Origin of the sequence: Saccharopolyspora oryzae (assembly GCF_027853915.1) — a bacterium.
In the GTDB taxonomy this organism is placed as follows: Bacteria; Actinomycetota; Actinomycetes; order Mycobacteriales; family Pseudonocardiaceae; genus Saccharopolyspora; species Saccharopolyspora oryzae.
Window position 1 is genome coordinate 1 of the sequence record NZ_JAQGLA010000061.1, and the last position, 20,551, is coordinate 20,551.

At 70.7% G+C, this 20,551-nt stretch carries 19 protein-coding genes; 9 read left to right on the top strand and 10 right to left on the bottom strand.

The genetic code is table 11. From position 1 onward, the window contains the following. From pheT to infC, 6 genes are all read right to left on the bottom strand, one after another. Positions 1-2,154 (bottom strand): phenylalanine--tRNA ligase subunit beta (gene pheT, locus OU415_RS27225; protein ID WP_270952129.1); only part of this gene is annotated, 2,154 nt, incomplete at its 3' end. 42 nt (positions 2,155-2,196) lie between these two features. Continuing rightward, complete coding sequence (pheS, locus tag OU415_RS27230) at positions 2,197-3,258, bottom strand: phenylalanine--tRNA ligase subunit alpha (RefSeq protein ID WP_270952130.1); 1,062 nt, start codon at positions 3,256-3,258, stop codon at positions 2,197-2,199. A gap of 259 nt (positions 3,259-3,517) precedes the next feature. Beyond that, the gene (locus OU415_RS27235) at positions 3,518-4,372 is read right to left on the bottom strand and encodes a TrmH family RNA methyltransferase (RefSeq protein ID WP_408641922.1); all 855 of its coding nucleotides are present in this window, start codon (positions 4,370-4,372) and stop codon (positions 3,518-3,520) included. Continuing rightward, on the bottom strand, positions 4,369-4,737 hold the full coding sequence (gene rplT, locus OU415_RS27240; RefSeq protein ID WP_270952131.1) for a 50S ribosomal protein L20: 369 nt from the start codon (positions 4,735-4,737) through the stop codon (positions 4,369-4,371). The genes OU415_RS27235 and rplT overlap by 4 nt, the downstream gene beginning before the upstream one ends. Before the next feature lie 102 nt (positions 4,738-4,839). Further along, positions 4,840-5,034 carry a 50S ribosomal protein L35 gene (gene rpmI / locus OU415_RS27245; protein ID WP_270952132.1) on the bottom strand — a complete coding sequence of 65 codons (195 nt, stop codon included), beginning with the start codon at positions 5,032-5,034 and terminating at the stop codon, positions 4,840-4,842. An 88-nt stretch (positions 5,035-5,122) separates the two neighbouring features. Further along, positions 5,123-5,716 carry a translation initiation factor IF-3 gene (gene infC, locus OU415_RS27250; RefSeq protein WP_270952133.1) on the bottom strand — a complete coding sequence of 198 codons (594 nt, stop codon included), beginning with the start codon at positions 5,714-5,716 and terminating at the stop codon, positions 5,123-5,125. A gap of 260 nt (positions 5,717-5,976) precedes the next feature. On the opposite strand from infC, the gene OU415_RS27255 reads away from it, so the two are divergent. The 3 genes from OU415_RS27255 to OU415_RS27265 all read left to right on the top strand — a co-directional run bounded on the left by OU415_RS27255 (position 5,977) and on the right by OU415_RS27265 (position 8,958). After that, on the top strand, positions 5,977-6,336 hold the full coding sequence (locus tag OU415_RS27255; protein WP_270952167.1) for a DUF1844 domain-containing protein: 360 nt from the start codon (positions 5,977-5,979) through the stop codon (positions 6,334-6,336). Between the two features lie 220 nt (positions 6,337-6,556). Continuing rightward, positions 6,557-7,687 (top strand): M20 family metallopeptidase, encoded by a 1,131-nt coding sequence (locus tag OU415_RS27260; protein WP_270952134.1) that lies wholly within the window; start codon positions 6,557-6,559, stop codon positions 7,685-7,687. Further along, positions 7,684-8,958 (top strand): MFS transporter, encoded by a 1,275-nt coding sequence (locus OU415_RS27265; RefSeq protein WP_270952135.1) that lies wholly within the window; start codon positions 7,684-7,686, stop codon positions 8,956-8,958. The genes OU415_RS27260 and OU415_RS27265 overlap by 4 nt, the downstream gene beginning before the upstream one ends. Before the next feature lie 45 nt (positions 8,959-9,003). On the opposite strand, the gene OU415_RS27270 is transcribed toward OU415_RS27265, so the two are convergent. Further along, positions 9,004-10,098: a calcium:proton antiporter gene (locus OU415_RS27270; RefSeq protein ID WP_270952136.1), complete on the bottom strand. Its 1,095-nt coding sequence runs from the start codon at positions 10,096-10,098 to the stop codon at positions 9,004-9,006. A gap of 106 nt (positions 10,099-10,204) precedes the next feature. Between OU415_RS27270 and OU415_RS27275 the strand changes: the two genes are divergently transcribed. Further along, complete coding sequence (locus OU415_RS27275; RefSeq protein ID WP_270952137.1) at positions 10,205-10,843, top strand: LysE family translocator; 639 nt, start codon at positions 10,205-10,207, stop codon at positions 10,841-10,843. Positions 10,844-10,918: 75 nt separating this feature from the next. Here the strand turns inward: OU415_RS27275 and OU415_RS27280 are convergent, their stop codons facing one another. Together OU415_RS27280 and OU415_RS27285 are read right to left on the bottom strand one after the other, a co-directional pair. Continuing rightward, entirely contained in the window at positions 10,919-11,305 is a 387-nt protein-coding gene (locus tag OU415_RS27280; RefSeq protein ID WP_270952138.1) for a RidA family protein, read from the bottom strand. After that, on the bottom strand, positions 11,305-12,069 hold the full coding sequence (locus tag OU415_RS27285) for an IclR family transcriptional regulator (protein WP_270952139.1): 765 nt from the start codon (positions 12,067-12,069) through the stop codon (positions 11,305-11,307). Before OU415_RS27285 ends, OU415_RS27280 begins: the two co-directional genes overlap by 1 nt. Before the next feature lie 97 nt (positions 12,070-12,166). Here OU415_RS27285 and OU415_RS27290 point away from each other — a divergent pair, with 97 nt between their 5' ends. From OU415_RS27290 to OU415_RS27310, 5 genes are all read left to right on the top strand, one after another. After that, positions 12,167-13,480 carry an amino acid deaminase gene (locus OU415_RS27290; protein ID WP_456300267.1) on the top strand — a complete coding sequence of 438 codons (1,314 nt, stop codon included), beginning with the start codon at positions 12,167-12,169 and terminating at the stop codon, positions 13,478-13,480. A gap of 52 nt (positions 13,481-13,532) precedes the next feature. After that, a complete protein-coding gene (locus OU415_RS27295; protein ID WP_270952141.1) occupies positions 13,533-15,119 on the top strand; it encodes an N-acyl-D-amino-acid deacylase family protein in 1,587 nt (528 codons plus the stop codon). A gap of 36 nt (positions 15,120-15,155) precedes the next feature. Continuing rightward, positions 15,156-16,571: a GntP family permease gene (locus OU415_RS27300; RefSeq protein ID WP_270952142.1), complete on the top strand. Its 1,416-nt coding sequence runs from the start codon at positions 15,156-15,158 to the stop codon at positions 16,569-16,571. Positions 16,572-16,669: 98 nt separating this feature from the next. After that, positions 16,670-18,391 (top strand): amidohydrolase family protein, encoded by a 1,722-nt coding sequence (locus OU415_RS27305; RefSeq protein WP_270952143.1) that lies wholly within the window; start codon positions 16,670-16,672, stop codon positions 18,389-18,391. Positions 18,392-18,523: 132 nt separating this feature from the next. After that, complete coding sequence (locus OU415_RS27310; RefSeq protein WP_270952144.1) at positions 18,524-19,681, top strand: lactonase family protein; 1,158 nt, start codon at positions 18,524-18,526, stop codon at positions 19,679-19,681. An 89-nt stretch (positions 19,682-19,770) separates the two neighbouring features. On the opposite strand, the gene OU415_RS27315 is transcribed toward OU415_RS27310, so the two are convergent. Further along, positions 19,771-20,478: a TetR/AcrR family transcriptional regulator gene (locus OU415_RS27315; protein WP_270952145.1), complete on the bottom strand. Its 708-nt coding sequence runs from the start codon at positions 20,476-20,478 to the stop codon at positions 19,771-19,773. Positions 20,479-20,551: the final 73 nt, after the last annotated feature.

The following is a 20,551-nucleotide window of genomic DNA, read 5'->3' on the forward strand; positions in this document are numbered from 1 at the left end:
CTCCATCGCGCAGGTCCGCTTCGGCAGGCCGAGCGCATCGACGACCTTCGGGTGCAGCTCACCGGCGTGACCGACCACGGTCTCGCCGACCTTCAGCTGCGCGCAGCGGCCCGGGTGCCACGGCGCCAGCTCACCGGCGCTGACCTCGAGCTCCACACCGGCGGCCGAGGCGACCACGCGAGCGGCCTGGACGGCGTCCGCCCAGCTCGCGTCGCGGCCCTTGCCCCACCAGCCGGCCTGCTCGCGGTGACCGCCCAGCATCACGGCCACGTGCGTCGGCTGCGCCGGCAGCGCGGCCTCCAGCGCGGCGATCTGCTCGTCGCTCGGACGCTGCTCGACGCCGACCTCCGGCACCGCGGGCTGGTCCGCGGCCGGCTGCACGACCTGTCCGATGTGGAACAGCGCCAGGTCGCGCTGCCCGCGGGAGACGTTGCGCTGCATGACCTCGGTCAGGCCGGTCAGCAACGTCGTGGTCAGCAGCGACTTGTCGCTCTCCAGCGCGTTGAGCACCGACATGGTCCGACGCCGCTCGTCGTCCTCGGCCAGGCCGAACGCGTCGAGCGTCGCCTTGCCGGTGAACGGGAACGGCAGCACCTCGACGTAGCCCTCGCCGGCCAGCGCGCGGGACACCGCCCGCTCGCGGCGCTGCTCGCCGGTGAGACCGCGGCCGGGCGGCGCGGCGGGCAGCACCGACGGGATCGTGTGGTAGCCCTCCAGCCGCAGCACCTCCTCGACCAGGTCGTAGGGCTGCGTCAGGTCCGGGCGCCAGGTCGGCGGGGTCGCGGTGACCAGGCCGACGCCCTCGTCGGAGGTGCTGACCTCGATGCGGCAGCCGATCTGGCGCAGCCGCTCGGCGGTCACACCCCGCTCGTAGGAGACACCGGCGATCTTGTCCGGCAGCGCCAGCGGCATGGTCACCGGCTCGGGCTGCTTCGGCTCGCCGACGTCGGTGCGGCCCGGCGCGATGGTCCCGTCGCCGTAGCGGACCAGCAGCTGCGCGGCCAGCTCGACGGCCACCGGCGCGACCGCCGGGTCGACCTGCCGCTCGAACCGCTTGCCCGCCTCGCTGGGCAGCTTGTGGCGGCGGATGGCCCGGGCGATGCTCGCCTGGTCCCAGTTCGCGCCCTCCAGCAGCACGTCGTGCGTCCCGTGGCCGATCTCGGTGGACTCGCCGCCCATCACACCGGCCAGCGACACCGGGCCGGAGTCGTCGGCGATGACGATGTCGTCCACGTCCAGCTCGCGGCTCACCCCGTCCAGGGTGGTCAGCTTCTCGCCGGCCTCGGCGCGGCGGACCACCAGGTCACCGGACAGCTTGTCGGTGTCCCAGGCGTGCAGCGGCTGGCCGAGCTCGAGCATCACGTAGTTGGTGACGTCCACGGCCAGCGAGATCGAGCGGATCCCGGCCAGCATCAAGCGGCGGCGCATCCACCACGGGCTCGGCGCGGTCGGGTCGACGCCCGTCACGCGGCGCAGCACGAACCGCGAGCACGCGGTCGGATCGCTGATCTCCACCGAGCGCGACGGCCGGTCGTCCTCCGGGACCGGGCGGGTGCCCGGGTCGCCGAACGGCACGTCCAGCGCGTTGGACAGCTCGCGGGCCAGGCCGCGCACCGAGAAGCAGTAGCCGCGGTCCGGGGTGATCGCCAGCTCGATGATCGAGTCGTCCAGCCCGACCAGCGACACCGCGTCGTCACCCGGGTCGGCCGAACCCGGCGCCAGCACCAGGATGCCGTCGGCGTCCTCGCCGATGCCCAGCTCGGAGGTCGAGCAGATCATGCCCTCGCTGAGCTTGCCGTAGGTCTTGCGCGAGGAGATCTCGAAGTCGCCGGGCAGCACCGTGCCGGGCAGGGCGACCACGACCAGGTCGCCCTCCTGGAAGTTGCGTGCACCGCAGACGATGCCCTGCACCTGCTGCTCGCCGGACTCGGTCGCGCCGACCTCGACCTGGCAGTACCGGATGGGCTTCTTGAACTCGGTGAGCTCTTCGATCTCGGCGACGCGGCCGACCACGAGCGGTCCCCGCACCTGCGTCAGGTGCGTGACCTCCTCGACCTCCAGCCCGATCCGGATGAACGCTTCGGCCAGCGTCTCCGCGGTCGTCTCCTCGGGCAGCTCAAGGTGCTCGGCCAACCAGGAAACCGGAATCCGCACTTGGTCAGGCCTTTCTCTCGTTCAAGTGGATGTCAGTGGGCATCAGATGCCGAACGGCTGGGTGAAGCGGACGTCGCCTTCGACCATGTCCCGCATGTCGGGGATGCCGTTGCGGAACATCAGGGTCCGCTCCAGCCCCATGCCGAAGGCGAAACCGGTGTAGACCTCGGGGTCCACGCCGCAGGCGCGCAGCACGTTCGGGTTGACCATGCCGCAGCCGCCCCACTCGACCCAGCCGGCCCCGCCCTTCTTCTCCGGGAACCAGATGTCCATCTCGGCGGAGGGCTCGGTGAACGGGAAGTACGACGGGCGCAGCCGGGTCTTGGACTCCGGGCCGAACATCGACCGGGCGAAGGCGTCCAGCGTGCCCTTCAGGTGCGCCATGGTCAGGCCCTTGTCCACCGCCAGGCCCTCGACCTGCGAGAACACCGGGGTGTGGGTGGCGTCGAGCTCGTCGGTGCGGAAGGTGCGCCCGGGGCACACCACGTACACCGGCAGCTCGCGGTCCAGCAGCGCGCGGATCTGCGACGGCGAGGTGTGCGTGCGCAGCACCAGCCCGGAGTTCTCCGGGGCCACGTAGAACGTGTCCTGCATGGTGCGCGCCGGGTGGTCCTTGCCGAAGTTCAGCGCGTCGAAGTTGAACCACTCGGTTTCCAGCTCGTGGCCCTCGGCCACCTCCCAGCCCATCGCCAGGAAGGTGTCCTCGATCTGCTCGGCGAGCTGGGTGATCGGGTGGCGCGCGCCGGTCGGCTCGCGGTCCCAGGGCAGCGTGACGTCGACGCTCTCCTCGCGCAGCACCCGCTGGTCGCGCTCGGCTTCGAGGACGGCGCGGCGGTCGTCGAACGCGCGCTGGATCGCCTCGCGGGCCTGGTTGACGCGCTTGCCCGCGTCCGACCGCGCCTTGGGCGGCAGGGCGCCGATCTCGCGGCGAGCGGTCAACAGCGGCGAGCGGTCACCGAGGTGCGCGGGCTTGACGGCGGCCAGTTCCTCGAGATCCGCGGCCGCCCCGAAGGCCTTGCCGGCCTCGACCACCGCGCGGTCCAGCGTCTCCGGCGACAGCGCGGCGACCTCTTTCGGGTCGTACTGGTCGTTGGCTCCAGACATCGTGTGTGCGTGACTCCCGTTGATCCGACAGGCATCAGCGCCCGAGCCTCCCGGGCTGACGAACCTGCTCGTCGGCATGCGGACTCCGACCGCAAGCTAGCCCCTAGAGTCTATGCGACGGCCCCAACCCGTTTTCGCGGAGATCCGCTCCCGGCGAGTTCCGCCTGCGCACCCCGTGACCAGCTGGATCTCAGTTTTGCCCGGACTCGCGCGCGATCCGGGACCGGCGCGCCGGGTCGGTTCTGCTGAAAACTGTCACTCATCCGGCGCGGTGTTGCGCGCGGGCCGAGGCGTAGAGGCAGACCGCTGCGGCGGTCGCCAGGTTGAGGCTCTCGGCGCGGCCGTAGAGCGGGACGCGCAGCGTGGTGTCCAGCTGCGATTTCACCTCATCGGGCAGTCCGTGGGCCTCGCTGCCGAACACCCAGGCGGTGGGTCCGGCCAGTTCACCGGCGTGGTCGGCGGTGTCCAGGTCGCCTTCGGCGTAGCCGTCGGCGCCGACGAGCCGGAGCCCGGCCTCGCGGCAGGCGGTGAGCACCGCGCCGACGTCGCGGTTCCGGGCGACCGGCAGGTGGAACAGGCTGCCGGTGGACGCGCGCACGGCCTTGCCGTTGTAGGCGTCGACGGTGTCCCCGGCGAACAGGACCGCTCCGGCACCGGCCGCGTCCGCGACCCGCACCACGGTTCCGGCGTTGCCCGGGTCGGAGATCCCGACCAGCACGGCGACCAGCGCGGGGCGTTCGGCCAGTGCGGCGTCGAGCTCGACCGCGGGCAGATCGCACACCGCGACCAGGCCCTGCGGGGTGACCGTCTCCGACAGCGATGCCGCGGCCTTCTCGGTGACCAGGTGCACCGGTACGCCGACGGCGCGGGCGCGATCGAGGTGCTCGGCGTGCCGAGCGTGCTCGGTGGCGAACAGCTCGCGCACCCGCAGCGATCCAGCGGTGTGCGCGGTCAAAGCCTCCCCCACCGCTTGAGCGCCTTCGGCCAGGAAGGCCCCGGCCTTCTCGCGCCCGGCGCGGCGGGTGAGCTTGCGAGCGACCGCGACCCGGGACGATCGCTCCGTGAGCGGAGCAGTCCCGGGTCGCGGTGCAGCAGAGGTGCCGTCGGCGATCAGGCCGCACTCTCCGGCAGGCTCTTGCGGGCGACCTCGACCAGCGCCGCGAACGCGGTCGGGTCGTTCACCGCGAGCTCGGCCAGGATCTTGCGGTCGACCTCGACCTCGGCGGCCTTCAGGCCCTGCACGAACTTGTTGTAGCTCAAGCCGTGCTGACGGGTCGCCGCGTTGATGCGGGTGATCCACAGCTTCCGGAAGTCACCCTTGCGGGCGCGCCGGTCGCGGTAGGAGTAGGTCATCGAGTGGAGCATCTGCTCCTTGGCCTTGCGGTACAGCCGGGAGCGCTGACCGCGGTAGCCGCGGGCCGACTCGAGAATGGTGCGGCGCTTCTTCTGGGCGTTGACTGCCCGCTTGACGCGTGCCACGGGGTCCGTCCTGTTATCTCATCGGGGGCGGGATGACCGCCCGTGCTGGTGGCTGGTGTCGCGCTGAACTGCTGCTGTCCCGGTTCGGGGAGCTAGCGAGCGTCAGAGACCCAGCAGCTTCTTGATGCGCGGGGCGTCGTTCTTGGACACCGCTTCGGTGCCCTCCAGGCGGCGGGTGACACGGCTGGACTTCTTCTCCAGGATGTGCCGACGACCGGCCTGCTCGCGCCGCAGCTTGCCCGTACCGGTCACCTTGAAGCGCTTCGAGGTGCCCTTGTGGGTCTTGTTCTTCGGCATGCTCTCGTCCTCGTTTCGTACTGATGCCGGGCGGGGGCGCGGACTGCGTCCCGGCCCGGCGTCACAATCACGAGCCCTTGCGAGTGCCTTACGCGTTCGCCTTGGGCTTGGTCTTGTTCGTCTTGTGCGGCGCAAGAACCATGATCATGTTCCGACCGTCCTGCTTCGGGTTCGCCTCGATGAACCCGAGGTCGGAGACGTCATCGGCCAGTCGCTGCAGCAGGCGGAAACCCAGCTCGGGCCGCGACTGCTCACGACCGCGGAACATGATCGTCACCTTGACCTTGTGACCCTGGCCGAGGAAGCGGGACACGTGGCCCTTCTTCGTCTCGTAGTCGTGCGGGTCGATCTTCGGCCGGAGCTTCTGCTCCTTGATGACGGTCTGCTGCTGGTTGCGACGCGACTCGCGGGCCTTCTGCGCGCTCTCGTACTTGAACTTGCCGTAGTCCATGAGCTTGCAGACCGGCGGGCGCGCCTGCGGGGCGACCTCGACAAGGTCCAGATCCGCTTCCTGGGCCAGCCGGAGCGCGTCCTCGATGCGGACGATTCCGACCTGCTCCCCGTTCGGTCCGACCAGTCGGACCTCCGGAACCCGGATGCGGTCGTTGATGCGCGTCTCGGAGCTGATGGGCCCTCCTCGGTTCGATGGCTGTTCTAATGCACCGCGGCGCGTAGAGCTCACCCCGGAATGCGAAGATCCCGTCGTTCCGCTCGCGCGGACCGCGGGATCCTGACTCCAACCGATCGAACCGGCACCTCACGTACCGTTCGCACCACCGGCGGCGCAGGGCCACCGGATGGACCGGACCCGGAAGCCTGTGGCGGCTACTCGGGTGGGAGCGGGACTCCACTTTGCCGCCCCCGACTCATCGGGGGCTGGTCGTGCGTGTCAGGGTAGCAGGCGTGACCGAACCGCAGCCAACGCCCCTGACCAGTGCCGACCTGACTGGTGAGCCAGCACACGACGCGGACCTTCAGGACAACGTCCGCGACCTCGTCGATGTTCCCAGCGTCGAGGTGATCAGCCGCGCGGCGGTCATGTTGATGTCCTCCGCCGCGGAGAAGCTCGGCCTGGGCGCCGAGGACCCGGACACCGCCCCGGAGCGCGACCTGGACGAGGCGCGCCGCCTGATCACCGCCTTGGCCGGGCTGGTCACCGCGTCGGTGGAGTACCTGGGCGCCCACGCGGGCCCGATCCGCGACGGCCTGCAGACCCTGCAGCGCGCCTTCCGCGAAGCCTCGGCGTTCCCGGACGCCCCGGGCCAGGGCCCCGGCGAGAAGTACACCGGCCCGGTCTACTGATCCACCCCGCGCAGCCGCGCCCGCGCGCGGCTGCGCACCTCTCCCGCCCCGGGGGTGCAGCCCGCGCAACGGAGCTCCCCCGAAATTGCGCCTCGTGCAATGCAATGTGGACGGTTGATACCGAAAACCCTTGCACCGCCGAAAAATCTTGACCGGCGATCATCGCTGGCATAGCTTCCGCCCACATTCGCAACAAGCACGACAGCTACAGGGTGGGCGCATGGTCGATCCGGTCGAACTCCTCGCGGACCTGGTCCGCATCCCCAGCATCAACCCGCGCGACCGCGCCGAACCGGCCGAGACGGCCCTGGCCGAGCACATCGCCGAGTGGGCCGACGCGCGCGGGATGCTCGCGCGCACCGAGGAGGTGCTCGACGGGCGGCGCAACGTCGTCGTCACGCTGCCCGGCGACGACGAGCAGCCGCTGCTGCTGGAATCGCACCTGGACACGGTGGAAACCGACGGCATGGCGATCGCGCCGTTCGAACCGGAAGTCCGCGACGACCGGCTGCACGGCCGGGGCTCGTGCGACGCGAAGGCCTCGCTGGCGGTGTTCCTGACCGCGATGGCGCGGCTGGCCGAGCGCGGCCCGCGCCCGCGGACCGTCGTCCTCGCCGGAGTGGTCGACGAGGAGCACCTCTACCGCGGGGTGACCGCGCTGCGCCGCAGCGACCTGCCGAAGCCGGCGGGGGCGATCATCGGCGAGCCGACCGAGCTGCGGATGGTCGTGGCGCACAAGGGCTGCATGCGCTGCCGCATCGAGGCGCGCGGCGACGCCGGGCACAGCTCGCAGCCGTGGGGCCGGACCAACGCCATCGAGGTCGCCGCCGAGGTCGTGCGCCACCTCCAGCAGGAGCACGCGCCCGGGTTGGTCCACCTGACCCGGCCGCTGGTCGGCCCGCCGTCCCTGGCGGTGACCATGATCGGAGGCGGTCAGGGGCCCAACGTCCTGCCGGACAGCTGCGTGGTGACCATCGACCGGCGCACCGTCGGCGGCGAGGACCCGCACGAGGTCTGGGCGCAGCTGCGCGCGGAGCTCGAGGGGCGCTGGCCGGTCGTGGTGCACGAGCCGCACATCGTCGACTACTCGCTGGAGACCGATCCGGCCGATCCGTTCGTGCGGAGCGTGGCCGCCGGTCTGCGGGAGTCCGGGCTGGACGCCGAACCGCTCGGCGTCGGCTACGGCACCGACGCCAGCAAGATCGCGCTGGACGGGGTGCCCGCGGTCGTGTTCGGCCCCGGCTCGATCGCGAACGCGCACACCGCGGACGAATCCGTCCCGCTCGGCGAAGTCCGCACCGCGATCGACGTCGTCGAGCGCGTCCTGCGCACCGGAGGTGTGCCCGCATGACGATCACGCAGACCGCTACCGCCACCCGCCGCCGGTTCGGGGTGCTCGCCGCCGACTTCGCGGTGCTGGGCCTGAACTACGCCGACCGGGCCGCGTTCGGCATCGCCGGACCGCTGATCATCGCCGAGTTCGGCTTCTCCAACGCCGCCTTCGGCTGGCTGGCCAGCATCTTCGCGCTCGCCTACTCGCCGTTCGGGTTCATCGGCGGCTGGCTGGCCGACCGGTTCGGGCCGCGCAACGTGATGGGCTGGGCGGTGATCGCCTGGTCGGCGTTCACCGCGCTGACCGCCGCCGGCATCGGGTTCGTCAGCCTGCTGGTCATCCGGTTCCTGTTCGGCGCCGGGGAAGGCCCGCAGGCCACGGTCACGGCGAAGCTGATGCACAACTGGTTCCCGAAGCGGGAGCTGGGCACCGCGCTGGGCATCGCCAACGCCGCCACTCCGCTGGGCGGCGCGGTCGCCACGCCGGTGGTGGTCGCGATCATGCACGCCACGCAGGGGAACTGGCGGCTGCCGTTCCTGATCTTCGGTGCGCTGGGCGTGCTGGCCGCGGTCGGCTGGTTCTGGGTCGTGCGCGACACCCCGGAGCAGCACCCGAAGGTCAACGAGGCCGAGCTCCGGGCCATCCGGCAGGACGAGGCCGAAACGGCCGAAGCGGAGCAGGAGGACGCGCCGGGGTTCTGGAGCTGCGTGGCCAAGCCCGCGGTGTGGGCGACCGCGATCGCCTACTTCGGCTACGCCTGGATACTCTGGACGTTCGTGTCCTGGTTCCCGACCTACCTGGTTCAGGAGCGGGGCATCGACCTGGACGGGTTGGCGATCTCCGGGGCCATCCCGTGGATCGGCGGCTGCGTCGGGCTGGTCGCCGGCGGGGTGCTCACCGACTGGCTGGTCCGGCGGATCGGCGACCCCGAGGCCCCGCGCCGGTGGCTGGTGATCGCCTGCCTGGCCGCGACCGCCGTGCTGTTCGCGCTGGTGTCGATGGTGACCAGCACCTTCGCCGCGGTCGCGGTGATGACCGTCGTGGTGTTCCTGCTGTACCTGACGGGCGCGCAGTACTGGATCATCGTGGGCGAGGCGGTGCCCGCCGCCCGCTACGGCGCGGTCTCCGGGGCGGTGCAGATGTTCGCCACCTCCGCCTCGATCTTCGCGCCGCTGGTCACGGGCTACCTGGCCGACTCCTCGTGGGGCTGGGCCGGGGTGTTCGTGGTCGCGGGCGGGATCACCATCATCGGCCCGGTCCTGCTGGTGTTCGCCGGGCGCCGGTCGTGAGCCGAGCGCGGGAGCGGGGCTGTTCCCGTTCCCGCGCTCGTGGCGTCACGGGTTGACGGCGAGGAACAGGAACGCCGCCAGCAGGGCCAAGTGGACGCCGCCCTGGAGGCGGGTGGCCCGGCCCGGGACGACGGTGAGGACGCTGACCACGATGGTCAGGGCGAACAGGACGATCTGGGTGGCGCCCAGGCCGAGGTGCAGCGGGCCCTTCAGCCAGATCGAGGCGACCGCGATCGCCGGGATGGTCAGGCCGATGCTGGCGATCGCCGAGCCGTAGGCCAGGTTGAGGCTGATCTGCATGCGGCGGCGGACCGCGGCGCGGACCGCGGCGATGGTCTCCGGCAGCAGGACCAGCATCGCGATGACCACGCCGACGAAGGAGTTCGGGAAGCCGATCGCGGCCACCGCGGCCTCGATCGCCGGGGACTCCACCTTCGCCAGGCCGACCACCGCGACCAGCGCGATCAGCAGCAGGACCAGGCTGGCCGCGGTCTGCTTGCCGGTCGGCGGTTCGGCGTGGTCGTCCTCGGGCTCGACGGTGCCCTTGTCGGTCACCGGCAGGAAGAAGTCGCGGTGCCGCACGGTCTGGGTGAACACGAACAGCGCGTAGAGCACGACCGAGGCCGCCGCGGCGAACGCCAGCTGCTCCGTCGAGTAGGCGGGTCCGGGGACGCTGGTGGTGAAGGCCGGGAACACCAGGGTCAGCGCGCCGAGCGTCGCGACCGTCGCCAGCGCCGCGCCGGTGCCTTCCGCGTTGAACATCGTCAGCCCGTACTTCAGGGCTCCTACCAGCAGCGCCAAACCGGCGATGCCGTTGGTGGTGATCATGATCGCGGCGAAGATGGTGTCGCGGGCGAGCGTCGCGGCCTCGTCCCCGCCGGAGATCATCAGGGTGACGATCAGCGCGACTTCGATCACGGTGACGGCGACGGCGAGCACGAGCGAGCCGAACGGCTCCCCCACCTTGTGCGCGACGACCTCGGCGTGGTGCACCGCGGTCAGCACCGCACCCGCCAGCAGCACGGCGACGACGAGGACCATGCCCAGCCCCAGGCCCTTCTGGGGCAGGGATATGGCCAGCGTGATGATGGCCAGCACCGGCACCAGGACGTTCCAGGACAGCAGTGATCGCAACGACATGTGTCCACATTAGAAGGTGAGATCACTTCACGCGGAACCTGACACGCGAACCGCTGGTGTTCGTCGGCCGCACCCGCCAAGCTGACGACCGGAGGTGTCGGAACGAATGGTGTCCGTGGATCGACTGCTCGTCTTCGCCGCGATGTCGCTGGTGATCATCGCGGTACCCGGACCGAGCGTGCTGTTCGTGGTGGGCCGGGCGCTGGCCCACGGCAAGCGCACCGCGCTGACCAGCGTCCTGGGCAATGCGATCGGCAGCTACCTGGTCGCCGTGGCAGTGGCTCTGGGCATCGGCGCGGTGGTGGCGCAGTCGCTCGTGGTGTTCACCGCGATCAAGCTGCTGGGCGCGTCGTACCTGATCTACTTGGGAATCAAGGCGCTGCGCAGCAACGGCCGGCCGACCTCGGAGCTGCCGGCTGAGGTTCCCCCGCGCGGCGGCTGGCGAGCGCTGCGGGAAGGTGTCGTCGTGGGGGTGGCGAATCCCAAGACGTTCGTCTTCTTCAGCGCGGTGGTCCCGCAGTTCGTCGTCCCGGAGGTGGGCGGCGCAGCGGTGCAGATGCTCCTGCTCGGCCTGATCCCGGTCGGGATCGCGCTGGTCTCGGACAGCGCGTGGGGCCTGTCCGCAGCGAAGGCCCGCCATTGGGTTGCCAGTGCCCCGCGTCGTCTGGCCCGGGTCCAGCGAGTGGGCGGGTTCGCCATGATCGGACTCGGCCTGTCCATCGCGTTCACGGGCCGCCGCGACTGAGTCGCCCGATCGAAGCGACGAGCGCCTCCCGCCGAGCAGTTCAGCGGCGGGAGGCGCTCTTTCGCGTCGTGGCGCTCAGTCCAGGACTGCCAGGGCGTCGATCTCGACCAGGAGGCCGGCCGGGAGTCCGACGTAGACGGTGGTGCGGGCCGGGAAGGGCTCGCCGACCACGCGGGCGTAGACCTCGTTCATCTCCGCGAACTGGGAGGTGTCCGTCAGGTACACGCGCAGCATCATGACGTCCTCGAGGGAGCCGCCTTCGGCTTCCAGGATCGCGATGACGTTGCGCAGGCACTGCTCGGTCTGCTCGGCGACGCCGCCCTCGACGACCTTGCCGGTGGCGGGGTCGACCGCGGTCTGGCCGGAGACCTGCAGGATGTTGCCCTTGCGGACGCCCTGCGACAGCGGGATGCTCGCCGGCGGCTTCGGGGCGTTGTCGGTGCTGACCACGGTGCGGGCCATCAGGATTCCTTCCTCTTGTCCGTTGGCTGCCAGCCCAGCTCGGCGGAGATCCCGCCGGCTGCGCGCAGCACGTCGTCGACGAGCCCGAGCAGGCCGTCGAAGTCCAGCAGTACTTTCGGCACCGACAGCGACACGGCGGCGACCGCCTCGCCGCGGTGGTTGCGGATCGGCGCGGCGATGCAGTGGATGAAGTCCTCGTGCTCGCTGCGGTCGACCGCGTAGCCCTGCGCGCGCACCCGCTCCAGCTCGGTCAGGAACCGCTCGGGCGAGTCGATGGTGTTCGCGGTCAGCTTCGGGTAGGTCAGCTGCTCGGCGAACTGCTCGCGCTGCTGCGGCGCCCAGTCCGCGACCAGGGCTTTGCCGACCGCGGTGCAGTGCACGGGGGCGCGGCGGCCGATGCGGGAGTACATCCGCACCGGGTGCTTGCTGTCGACCTTGTCGATGTAGATGACGTGGTCGTCCTCCAGCGTCGCCAGGTGCACGGTGTGGCCGCCGATGCCGCCCAGCTCCAGCAGGTGCGGGCGGGCGATGTCGCGGACGTCGAGGTCTTCGAGCGCTTGGTGGGCGAGGTCGAACAGCGTGCTGCCGAGGCGGTAGTGGTGCACGTCCTCGCGGCGGACGAAGCGCCCCGCTTCGAGGGTGCGCAGCAGGCGCATCGCGGTGGACTTGTGCACGCCGAGGCGCTGGGCGAGCTGGTCGAGGGTTTGCGGTCCGGCGGCCAACGCGGTCAGCACGGCCAGTCCTCGCTCCAGGCTCTGACTCACCTAGCTCTCCGATCCGTTGACGTGTCGCGCCGCGTGATGGTACACACCTAGCCAGCATTCTGCGCAACCATTGTTGCATTCCACGCAATAGGAGACCTTGGTGTCATCACGGGGTATCAACGTCGAAGCGGTCCAAGCCCTGCACGACGAGCGCATCGACTGGCGCTTCAAGGGCATGCCCTCGGATGCCTTCGGCACCACGGTGGGCGAGTTCCTGGCCACGAAACCGACCGTCTTCGGGAGCGGTTTCGTCGGACCGCTCCTGACCCTCGACCGCGCTGCCCTGCAGCACAACCTGCGGACCATGGCCGACTGGTGCACCGAGCACGGGGTGCAGCTCGCCCCGCACGGCAAGACCACGATGGCGCCGCAGCTGTTTGGGCAGCAGCTGATGAACGGTTCGTGGGGCATCACCGCGGCCAGCACCAGCCAGCTGCGGGTGTACCGCGCGTTCGGCGTCGAGCGGATCCTGTTCGCCAACGAGCTGGTCGACCCCAGCGGACTGGCGTGGCTGGCCGACGAGCTCGACGGCGACGCCGATTTCGAGTTCTGCTGCTACGCGGACTCGGTGCGCGGTGTGCAGCTGATGTCCGAAGCGCTGGCCTCGCACGGTGCTTCGCGCCCGGTGGACGTGCTGGTCGAGCTGGGACTGCCCGGCGGGCGCACCGGTGCGCGGACGAAGGCCGAGGCCCGCGAGGTCGCCGATGCCGTGCTGGCGAGCCCGGTGCTGCGGCTGGTCGGCGTGGCCGGCTACGAGGGCGAGGTCGCGCACGACATCAGCGACACCTCGCTGTCCGCTGTGGACGGATACCTGGAGCACGTGCGCGAGCTGGTGGCCGAGCTGTCCGAGGCCGGGCACTTCGCCGGGCTCGAGCAGGTGATCGTCACCGCCGGCGGCAGCGCCTACTTCGACCAGGTCGCCGAGGCGCTGACGAAGGGGTGGCCGGCGGGGCTGCCCGTCCTGCCGGTGATCCGCAGCGGCGGCTACCTGCTGCACGACGACGGTTTCTACCGGGTCCGCTCGCCGTTCAGCCGCGAGCACCGGCTGGCGGGCGACGAGAGCCCGTTCCGGCCGGCGATGCGGATCTGGGCGCAGGTCATGTCGCGCCCGGAGCCCGGTCTGGCGCTGCTGACCATGGGCCGGCGGGACGTGTCCTTCGACCAGGGCCTGCCGGAACCGCAGGTGATCCGCGGCGCCGACGGCGTGATCCACGAGTTCCCGGAGGGGTCCTGCCGGGTCCGGGGGCTGGCCGACCAGCACACGTTCCTGGAGCTGTCCGGCGCCGATCCGCAGGTCGGCGACTGGGTCGGGTTCGGGCTGTCCCACCCCTGCACGGTGTTCGACAAGTGGTCGCTGATCCCGGTGGTGGACGGCGGCGAGGTGATCGACCTGGTCCGCACGTTCTTCTGATCGAACGGGCCCGGAGCAGCTGACAACTCCTGGAACGGGTGGAGACTCCACAATGGACTTGGTCGTCCGCGGAGCGCGGGTCGTCGACGGAGACGGCGGCCCCGGTTACCGCGCCGATGTCGGCGTCGAGCGAGGCCTGATCACCGAGATCGACGAAGGTGGCGGGTTGCGCGGCAAGCGCGCGATCGACGCCGACGGGCTGGTGCTCTCCCCCGGTTTCATCGACATGCACGCGCATTCGGACCTGCAGCTGCTCGCCAACCCCGACCACACCGCGAAGGTGTCGCAGGGCGTGACGCTGGAGGTCATCGGCCAGGACGGGTTGTCCTACGCCCCGGTCGACGACGCGACGCTGGCGACGCTGCGCACCCAGATCGCCGGGTGGAACGACGATCCGCCCGGCTTCGACTGGAACTGGCGCAGCGTCGCGGAGTACCTCGACCGGCTCGACTCCGGGATCGCCGCCAACGCGGCGTACCTGGTGCCGCAGGGCACGCTCCGGTTGCTGTGCGTGGGCTACGACGACCGCGCCGCGACCGATGCCGAGCTCGACCGGATGCGCGCGGTCCTGGCGCAGTCGTTGGACGAGGGCGCGTTCGGGATGTCCTCCGGGCTGACCTACACGCCCGGCATGTACGCCGACACCGGTGAGCTCGCGGCGCTGTGCGAGGTGGTCGCGGCGCACGGCGGGTACTACAGCCCGCACCACCGCAGCTACGGCGCCGGGGCGCTGGCCGCCTACGCGGAGATGATCGAGGTCAGCAAGCGCTCCGGGTGTCCGCTGCACTTGGCGCACGCGACGATGAACTTCAGCGTGAACCGCGGCCGGGCGGCCGATCTCCTGTCCATGTTGGACGCTGCGCTGGACGACGGATGCGACATCACGCTGGACACCTACCCGTACCTGCCGGGCAGCACTTCGCTGCACGCGCTGCTGCCGAGCTGGGCGATGGTGGGCGGTGTCGAGGCGACCTTGGCGCGGTTGCGCGATCCCGAGCAGCGCGAGCGGATCCGCGTCGCGCTGGAGGAGGAGGGTTCGGACGGCTGCCACGGGGTTCCGGTCGAGTGGGACACCATCGAGATCAACGGTGTCCGGGAACCGGCCAACGACCACCTCGTCGGCCGCAGCGTCGCCGAATCCGCCCGCGCCGCGGGGAGAACGCCCGCGGAGCACTACTTCGACGTCCTGGTGTCCGAGGAACTGGGCAGTTCGTGCTTGATGCACGTCGGCCACGAGGACAACGTGCAGGCCATCATGCGCCACCGGGTGCACACCGCCGGTAGCGATGGGCTGCTGGTGGGTGCGCGCCCGCACCCGCGCGCGTGGGGCACCTTCCCCCGCTACCTCGGCCACTACGTGCGCGAACTCGGCGTGCTGGGGCTCGAGGAGTGCGTGCAGCACATGACGTCCCGACCCGCCGATCGGCTCGGGCTGACCGACCGCGGCCGGATCCGCCCCGGACACGCCGCCGATCTGGTGCTCTTCGACCCCGACGCGGTCGCCGACACCGCCACCTTCGACGAACCCCGGCAGCAGGCCGCCGGAATCCCGCACGTGCTGGTCAACGGCGTGCCGGTGATCGAGGACGGCCGCCGAACCGACGCACTGCCCGGACGCGCCCTGCGCAAGCCGCACTGACGCCGGAAGACCGGCCTTCCCCCAGAGGAGTACGCCGTGAGCACGTTCCTCCACTGGCTCCAACACGAGACCCCCGGCCTGCTCCTGCTGTGCGCGGTCGGGATCGCGGTGCTGCTGCTCATGATCATCCGGTTCCGGGTGGAACCGTTCATCGCCCTGATCGTCTCCGGGCTGCTGATCGCGCTGGCCGCCGGGCTGTCCGTCGAGGACATCGTCGGCACCGCGCAGAAGAGCAGCGACTCCCTGCTGGAGAGCGGGTTCGGCGGAATCCTCGGGCACATCACCGCGATCGTCGGGCTCGGCACGATCCTCGGCTCGATGCTGGAGGCCTCCGGCGGCGCGCAGCTGCTGACCCGCACGCTGCTGCGAGCGGTCGGCGAGCGGCGCGCACCGCTGGCGATGGGCCTGTCCGGCCTGGTCTTCGGCATCCCGGTGTTCTTCGACATCGGCATCTTCGTGCTGGCGCCGCTGGTGTACGCGGTGGCGCGGCAGGGCGGGAAGTCGATCCTGCTGTACTGCCTGCCGCTGGTCGCCGGGCTGTCCATGACGCACGCGTTCCTGCCGCCGCACCCCGGACCGGTGGTCGCCGCCGGGCTGCTCGGCGTGGACCTCGGCTGGATCATCCTGATGGGCCTGGCCTGCGGGCTGCCTGCGTTCGCGGTCAGCGGCCTGCTCTACCCGCTCTGGATCGGCAAGCGCATCGACCTGCCGGTGCCCGAGGAGATGCTGGCCGCGGCCGATGAGCTGGCGCGCAAGAACGAGGCTGAGGGCCGCCCCGAGCCGAAGCTGGCCACCGTCGGTTTCATCATCGGCCTGCCGATGCTGCTGATCCTCGGTGCCACGTTCGGCAGCATCACGCTGCCGAAGGGCAGCGCGGTGCTGGCGGTGCTGACGTTCCTGGGCAACCCGACGGTGGCGTTGACCATCGCGGTGCTGCTGGCGTTCTGGCTGCTGGGACGGCGACGCGGGATGAGTCGCGGGGAACTGTCCAAGCTGACCGGGAACTCGCTGCGCCCGCTGGGCATGATCCTGCTGGTGGTCGGCGCGGGCGGCTTCTTCGGCAAGGTGCTGGCCGAAACCGGCGTCGGCCAGGCGCTGGCCGGATCGCTGCAGTCCACCGGGCTGCCGCTGCTGGTGGCGGCGTACGTGATCAGCTCGGGTCTGCGCATCGCGCAGGGCTCGGCGACGGTGGCGATCGTGACCACCGGCGGCATCATCGCACCGCTGCTGCACGCCGGGGAGTACTCGCAGGCGCAGCTGGCGCTGATCGCGGTGGCGATCGCCGCGGGCTCGATCATCGCCTCGCACGTCAACGACGGCGGTTTCTGGATCATCAGCCGCTACTTCGGCATCTCCGTCAAGGACATGCTGAAGTCCTGGACGGTCCTGGAAACCATCCTGTCCCTGGTCGGCTTCGGCATGGCCGCACTTCTGTCGGCGGTGATCTCCTGACCCCGACGATCTCTTGACCTCACGCGAAAAACCTTGCTGCTGCGTCGGAAACGCCCGTAACGTTCGCGATATCCGACTCCGAAGCGAGGAGTGTCCGAATGGACCTGAGCAGACGGTCGTTGCTTCTGTCCGCCGGCGCCGCCGCGGGGCTGATCGGGGTCGCACCGGCCCTGGGCCACGCCGGCACCGTGATCCCCGCCGATTCCCCCACCCCACCGCGCGGCCCCGGCGAAGGGCAGGGCCCGTTCCGGAAGCTGGTGATCCGCGGGGTCAACCTGATCGTCGGCGCGGGCGGCGAGGTGCGCGGACCGGTCGACGTGGTGGTCCGCGGCAACCGCATCGAGCAGATCATCCCCGCAGGTCAGCCGTCCCGCGCACTGCCCGCCGATCGACCCCCGCACGACGCCGAGCACGAGATCGACGCGACCGGCATGTGGATGATGCCGGGCCTGGTGGACGAGCACACCCACACCGGGACCGGGAGCACCCCGCGGACCTACGCCTACAAGCTGTGGCTGGGGCACGGGGTCACCACGGTCCGCGGCGTTTCGCTGGCCAAGAACCCCGACGCGGTCTCGGACAAGGAGCGCAGCGAGCGCAACGAGATCGTGGCGCCGCGCATCGTCAACTACCAGACCCCGGGCAGCGGCTGGGAGGACGGCCCGGTCGACAGCCCGGAGAAGGCCACCCGGTGGGTGGCGTGGGCGGCCCGCAACGGCGTGGACGGCATCAAGTTCTTCGGCGAAGGACCCTACGGCCGCCCGGAGATCGAGGCGGCGATCAAGGCCGCGCGGCAGTCCGGGCTGGGCACCACCATGCACCACTCCCCACCGATCTACCCGCAGCTCAACGCGCTGGAGACCGGCAGGCTCGGGCTGGGCACGGTCACCCACTTCTACGGCCACTTCGAGGCGCTGCTCAAGGAAGGCCGCGAGCACCCGAAGCCACCGGACTACGACTACTCCAACGAAGCGTCGCGGTGGCGGGCGGTCGCCGAGGTCGTCAACTACACGTACCCGCCCGGCTCCGCGCAGTGGCGCTCGTACCTGTCGCAGCAGCTGGACAACGGCGTGACGTTCGGCCCCACCCTCGGCGTCTACCTCGCCGGGCGCGATCTGCTGCGGACGCGCGGTCTGGAGTGGCACCCGCGGTTCGTGCTGCCGACGCTGTGGAACTTCTGGGAACCCAGCCCGGAGGCGCACGGCTCGTTCTACTACTCGTGGACCTCCGAGGACGAGGCGAGCTGGAAGCGCTTCTACGTGCAGTACATGCAGCTCGTCCACGACTACAAGGAGATGGGCGGGCGCATCGCGGGCGGCACCGACCCGGGGTTCATCTACAACCTGTACGGCTTCGCGAACATCAACGAGCTGGAGATGCTGCGCGAAGCCGGTCTGACGCCGCTGGAAGCGATCGAGGCGATGAGCTCGGCGGCCGCGCGGACCATCGCCGACCCCACCGGTCGGCCGCCGGAGTACGGCTCGGTGGTGGAGGGATCCATCGCCGACCTGGCGATCCTCGGGGAGAACCCGCTGGAGGACCTGAAAACCCTCTACGGCACCGGAACTCCGCGGTTGAACCAGGACACCGGCGACATCGCCCGCGTCGGCGGGGTGCAGTGGACGATCCGCAACGGCGTCGTCTACGACGCCAAGCGGCTGCTCGCCGACGTGGCCGACATGGTGCAGGCGCAGAAGTCGGCAGGCGCGTGCGGCGACGTCGACCCGGACTGGAGCATGTCCGGTCCCTGCGGCGGCAGCCCCGGCGTCGGCGTCGCACCGCCCGCCAAGCCCGCGAAACGCGCCGCACCGCTGCCGTAGCGGATTTTCCCACTGCTCGGGGGAAAATCCGCGAAGCCGACCTTGAGGAAACCTTAAGGCTCCGTGGTCTAGTCCACTGGTCTCGAATGCGGCAGACTGTCCCGCGATCGTCCACCGAGCAGGGAGAACATCGTGCGGGACAACGCAATGCCGCGTCGCCGGTTCCTCACCGCCGCAGGCGCTCTCGGCCTCGCAGGCGCGGCCGGGGTGGTCGCCACCAGCACCGCGTGCGCGACCACCTCGTCGGCCGCACCCCAGGCCGACCCGGCGATGCAGCACGCCGCCGGGCTGATGACGCTCATCGGCAGCTACACCTCGGCCTCCCCGGCCGGTCGCGGCCTGGAGGTGGCGATCCGCAACGACGCGGGCGTGCTCGAACCGTCCGGAGTGGTCGACGGGGTTCCCGACGCTTCGTTCTTCGCCTGGTCGCCGGACCACAAATACCTCTACGTCACCAACGAGGTCCCGGAGGGCACGATCACCGCTGTCGACCTCTCCGGTCACCACCCGATGGTCCTGGGCAGCCAGCCCACCGGCGGCGCGGGCCCCACGCACCTGACGGTGCACCCGAGCGGCGAGTTCATCTTCACCGCCAACTACACCGACGGCACGGTCTCGGTGCACCGCCGCAACGCCGACGGCACCATCGGCGAGTCCACCGACCTGGTCAAGCACCCCGGTGCCGAGCCGCACGCCCACCAGGTGCTCGTCGATCCCAGCAAGCAGTGGGTGGTCGCGGTGGACCTCGGCGCGGACGCCGTGTTCGTCTACGCCTTCGACGCGGCCACCGGCAAGCTCACCCAGCACCAGCACCTCGAACTGCCCACCGGCACCGGGCCGCGCCACCTGGCGTTCAACTACGACCGCGCCTACCTGCTGGCCGAGCTGAAGTCCGAGATCACCGTGCTGGACTGGGACCTGGACGCCGGCCAGTTCACCCCGGGGCAGGTCGTCGGCACCCGCGAACCCGACGCGAGCGGCGAGAACTTCCCGGCGGAGATCGCGATCACCCGCGACGCCAAGTTCGCCTACGCCACCAACCGCGGCGACAACAACATCGCCACCTTCGCGATCACCGGCGAGGGGCTGGAGTTCCGGGGCACCACGCCGGTCGGCGGAGACTGGCCCCGCCACTTCGCCCTCGACCCGGAGCAGACGTCCCTCTACGTGGCCAACCAGCGCTCCGGCGCGATCACCCGCCTGACCCGCGACGCGGGTTCCGGCGCCCTCTCCCCCACGCAGGACGTCTACGAGTGCCCATCGGTCGCAGCCGTGACCTTCCACGGCTGACCCCTCGGGAAGGGCGGGCTCCCCGCGCCCTCCCCGAGGTTCGGGTCTCGCCGTCCCGGTCGGCGTCGGCGAGACCCACCAGCAGTTCGTCAGGCAGTACCGGCGTCGGGGAGCTGCGCTTCGACCCCGTCGAGGATGGTGGCCAGGCCGAGTTCGAAGGAGGCGTCGAAGTCGTCGGTGCCGACGACGTCCGCATGCTGCGCCAGGGTCGGGTAGTCCTCCCGGCGGCTTTCGAGGTGCTGCTGGGTCCAGCGTCGGAGCTGGGCTTCGCGGGCGGGATCCCGGTGCACCGCCCGCCAGAAGTTCTCCGTCGCGGCCCACCCCTGGACGTAGTACGTCAGCGCACCGATGACAGCCGTCAGGCGGTGGCCTTCAAGCCCGACCGCGGTCAGAACGGCGTAGAACCGCTCGGAGAGCGCTAACGAGTTCGGGCCGAGCAGCGGACGGGTGGACATCAGGGCCGGCAACCACGGATGCTGCTTCATCACGTCCCGGGCTCGGACCAGCTGCTGCGCGAGGGCCTCCCGCCAGGGCACCCCATCGATCCCGTCGAGCTCGACGCCGGCGAAGGCCTCGTCAACCGCGAGGTCGAGCACGTCCTCCTTGCTGCCCACGTACTCGTACAGCGACATCGCGCTGACGTCCAGCCGGGCGGCGAGCCGCCGCATGGACAGTCCCGAAGCGCCGTCCGCGTCCAGCACCGCGACCGCGGCACGTGCGATGCGTTCCCTGGACAGGCGCGGTTTGCGGGGGCGTTGCTCGGCGAACCAGATCGCCGGTGGTCTTTCCTCGGCCATGCGCTCCTCCCTTACAGCGTACGGAAAACCGTACAGCTAGCTTCGACCGGAGTTAGGCGGAGCGCCACGAGGA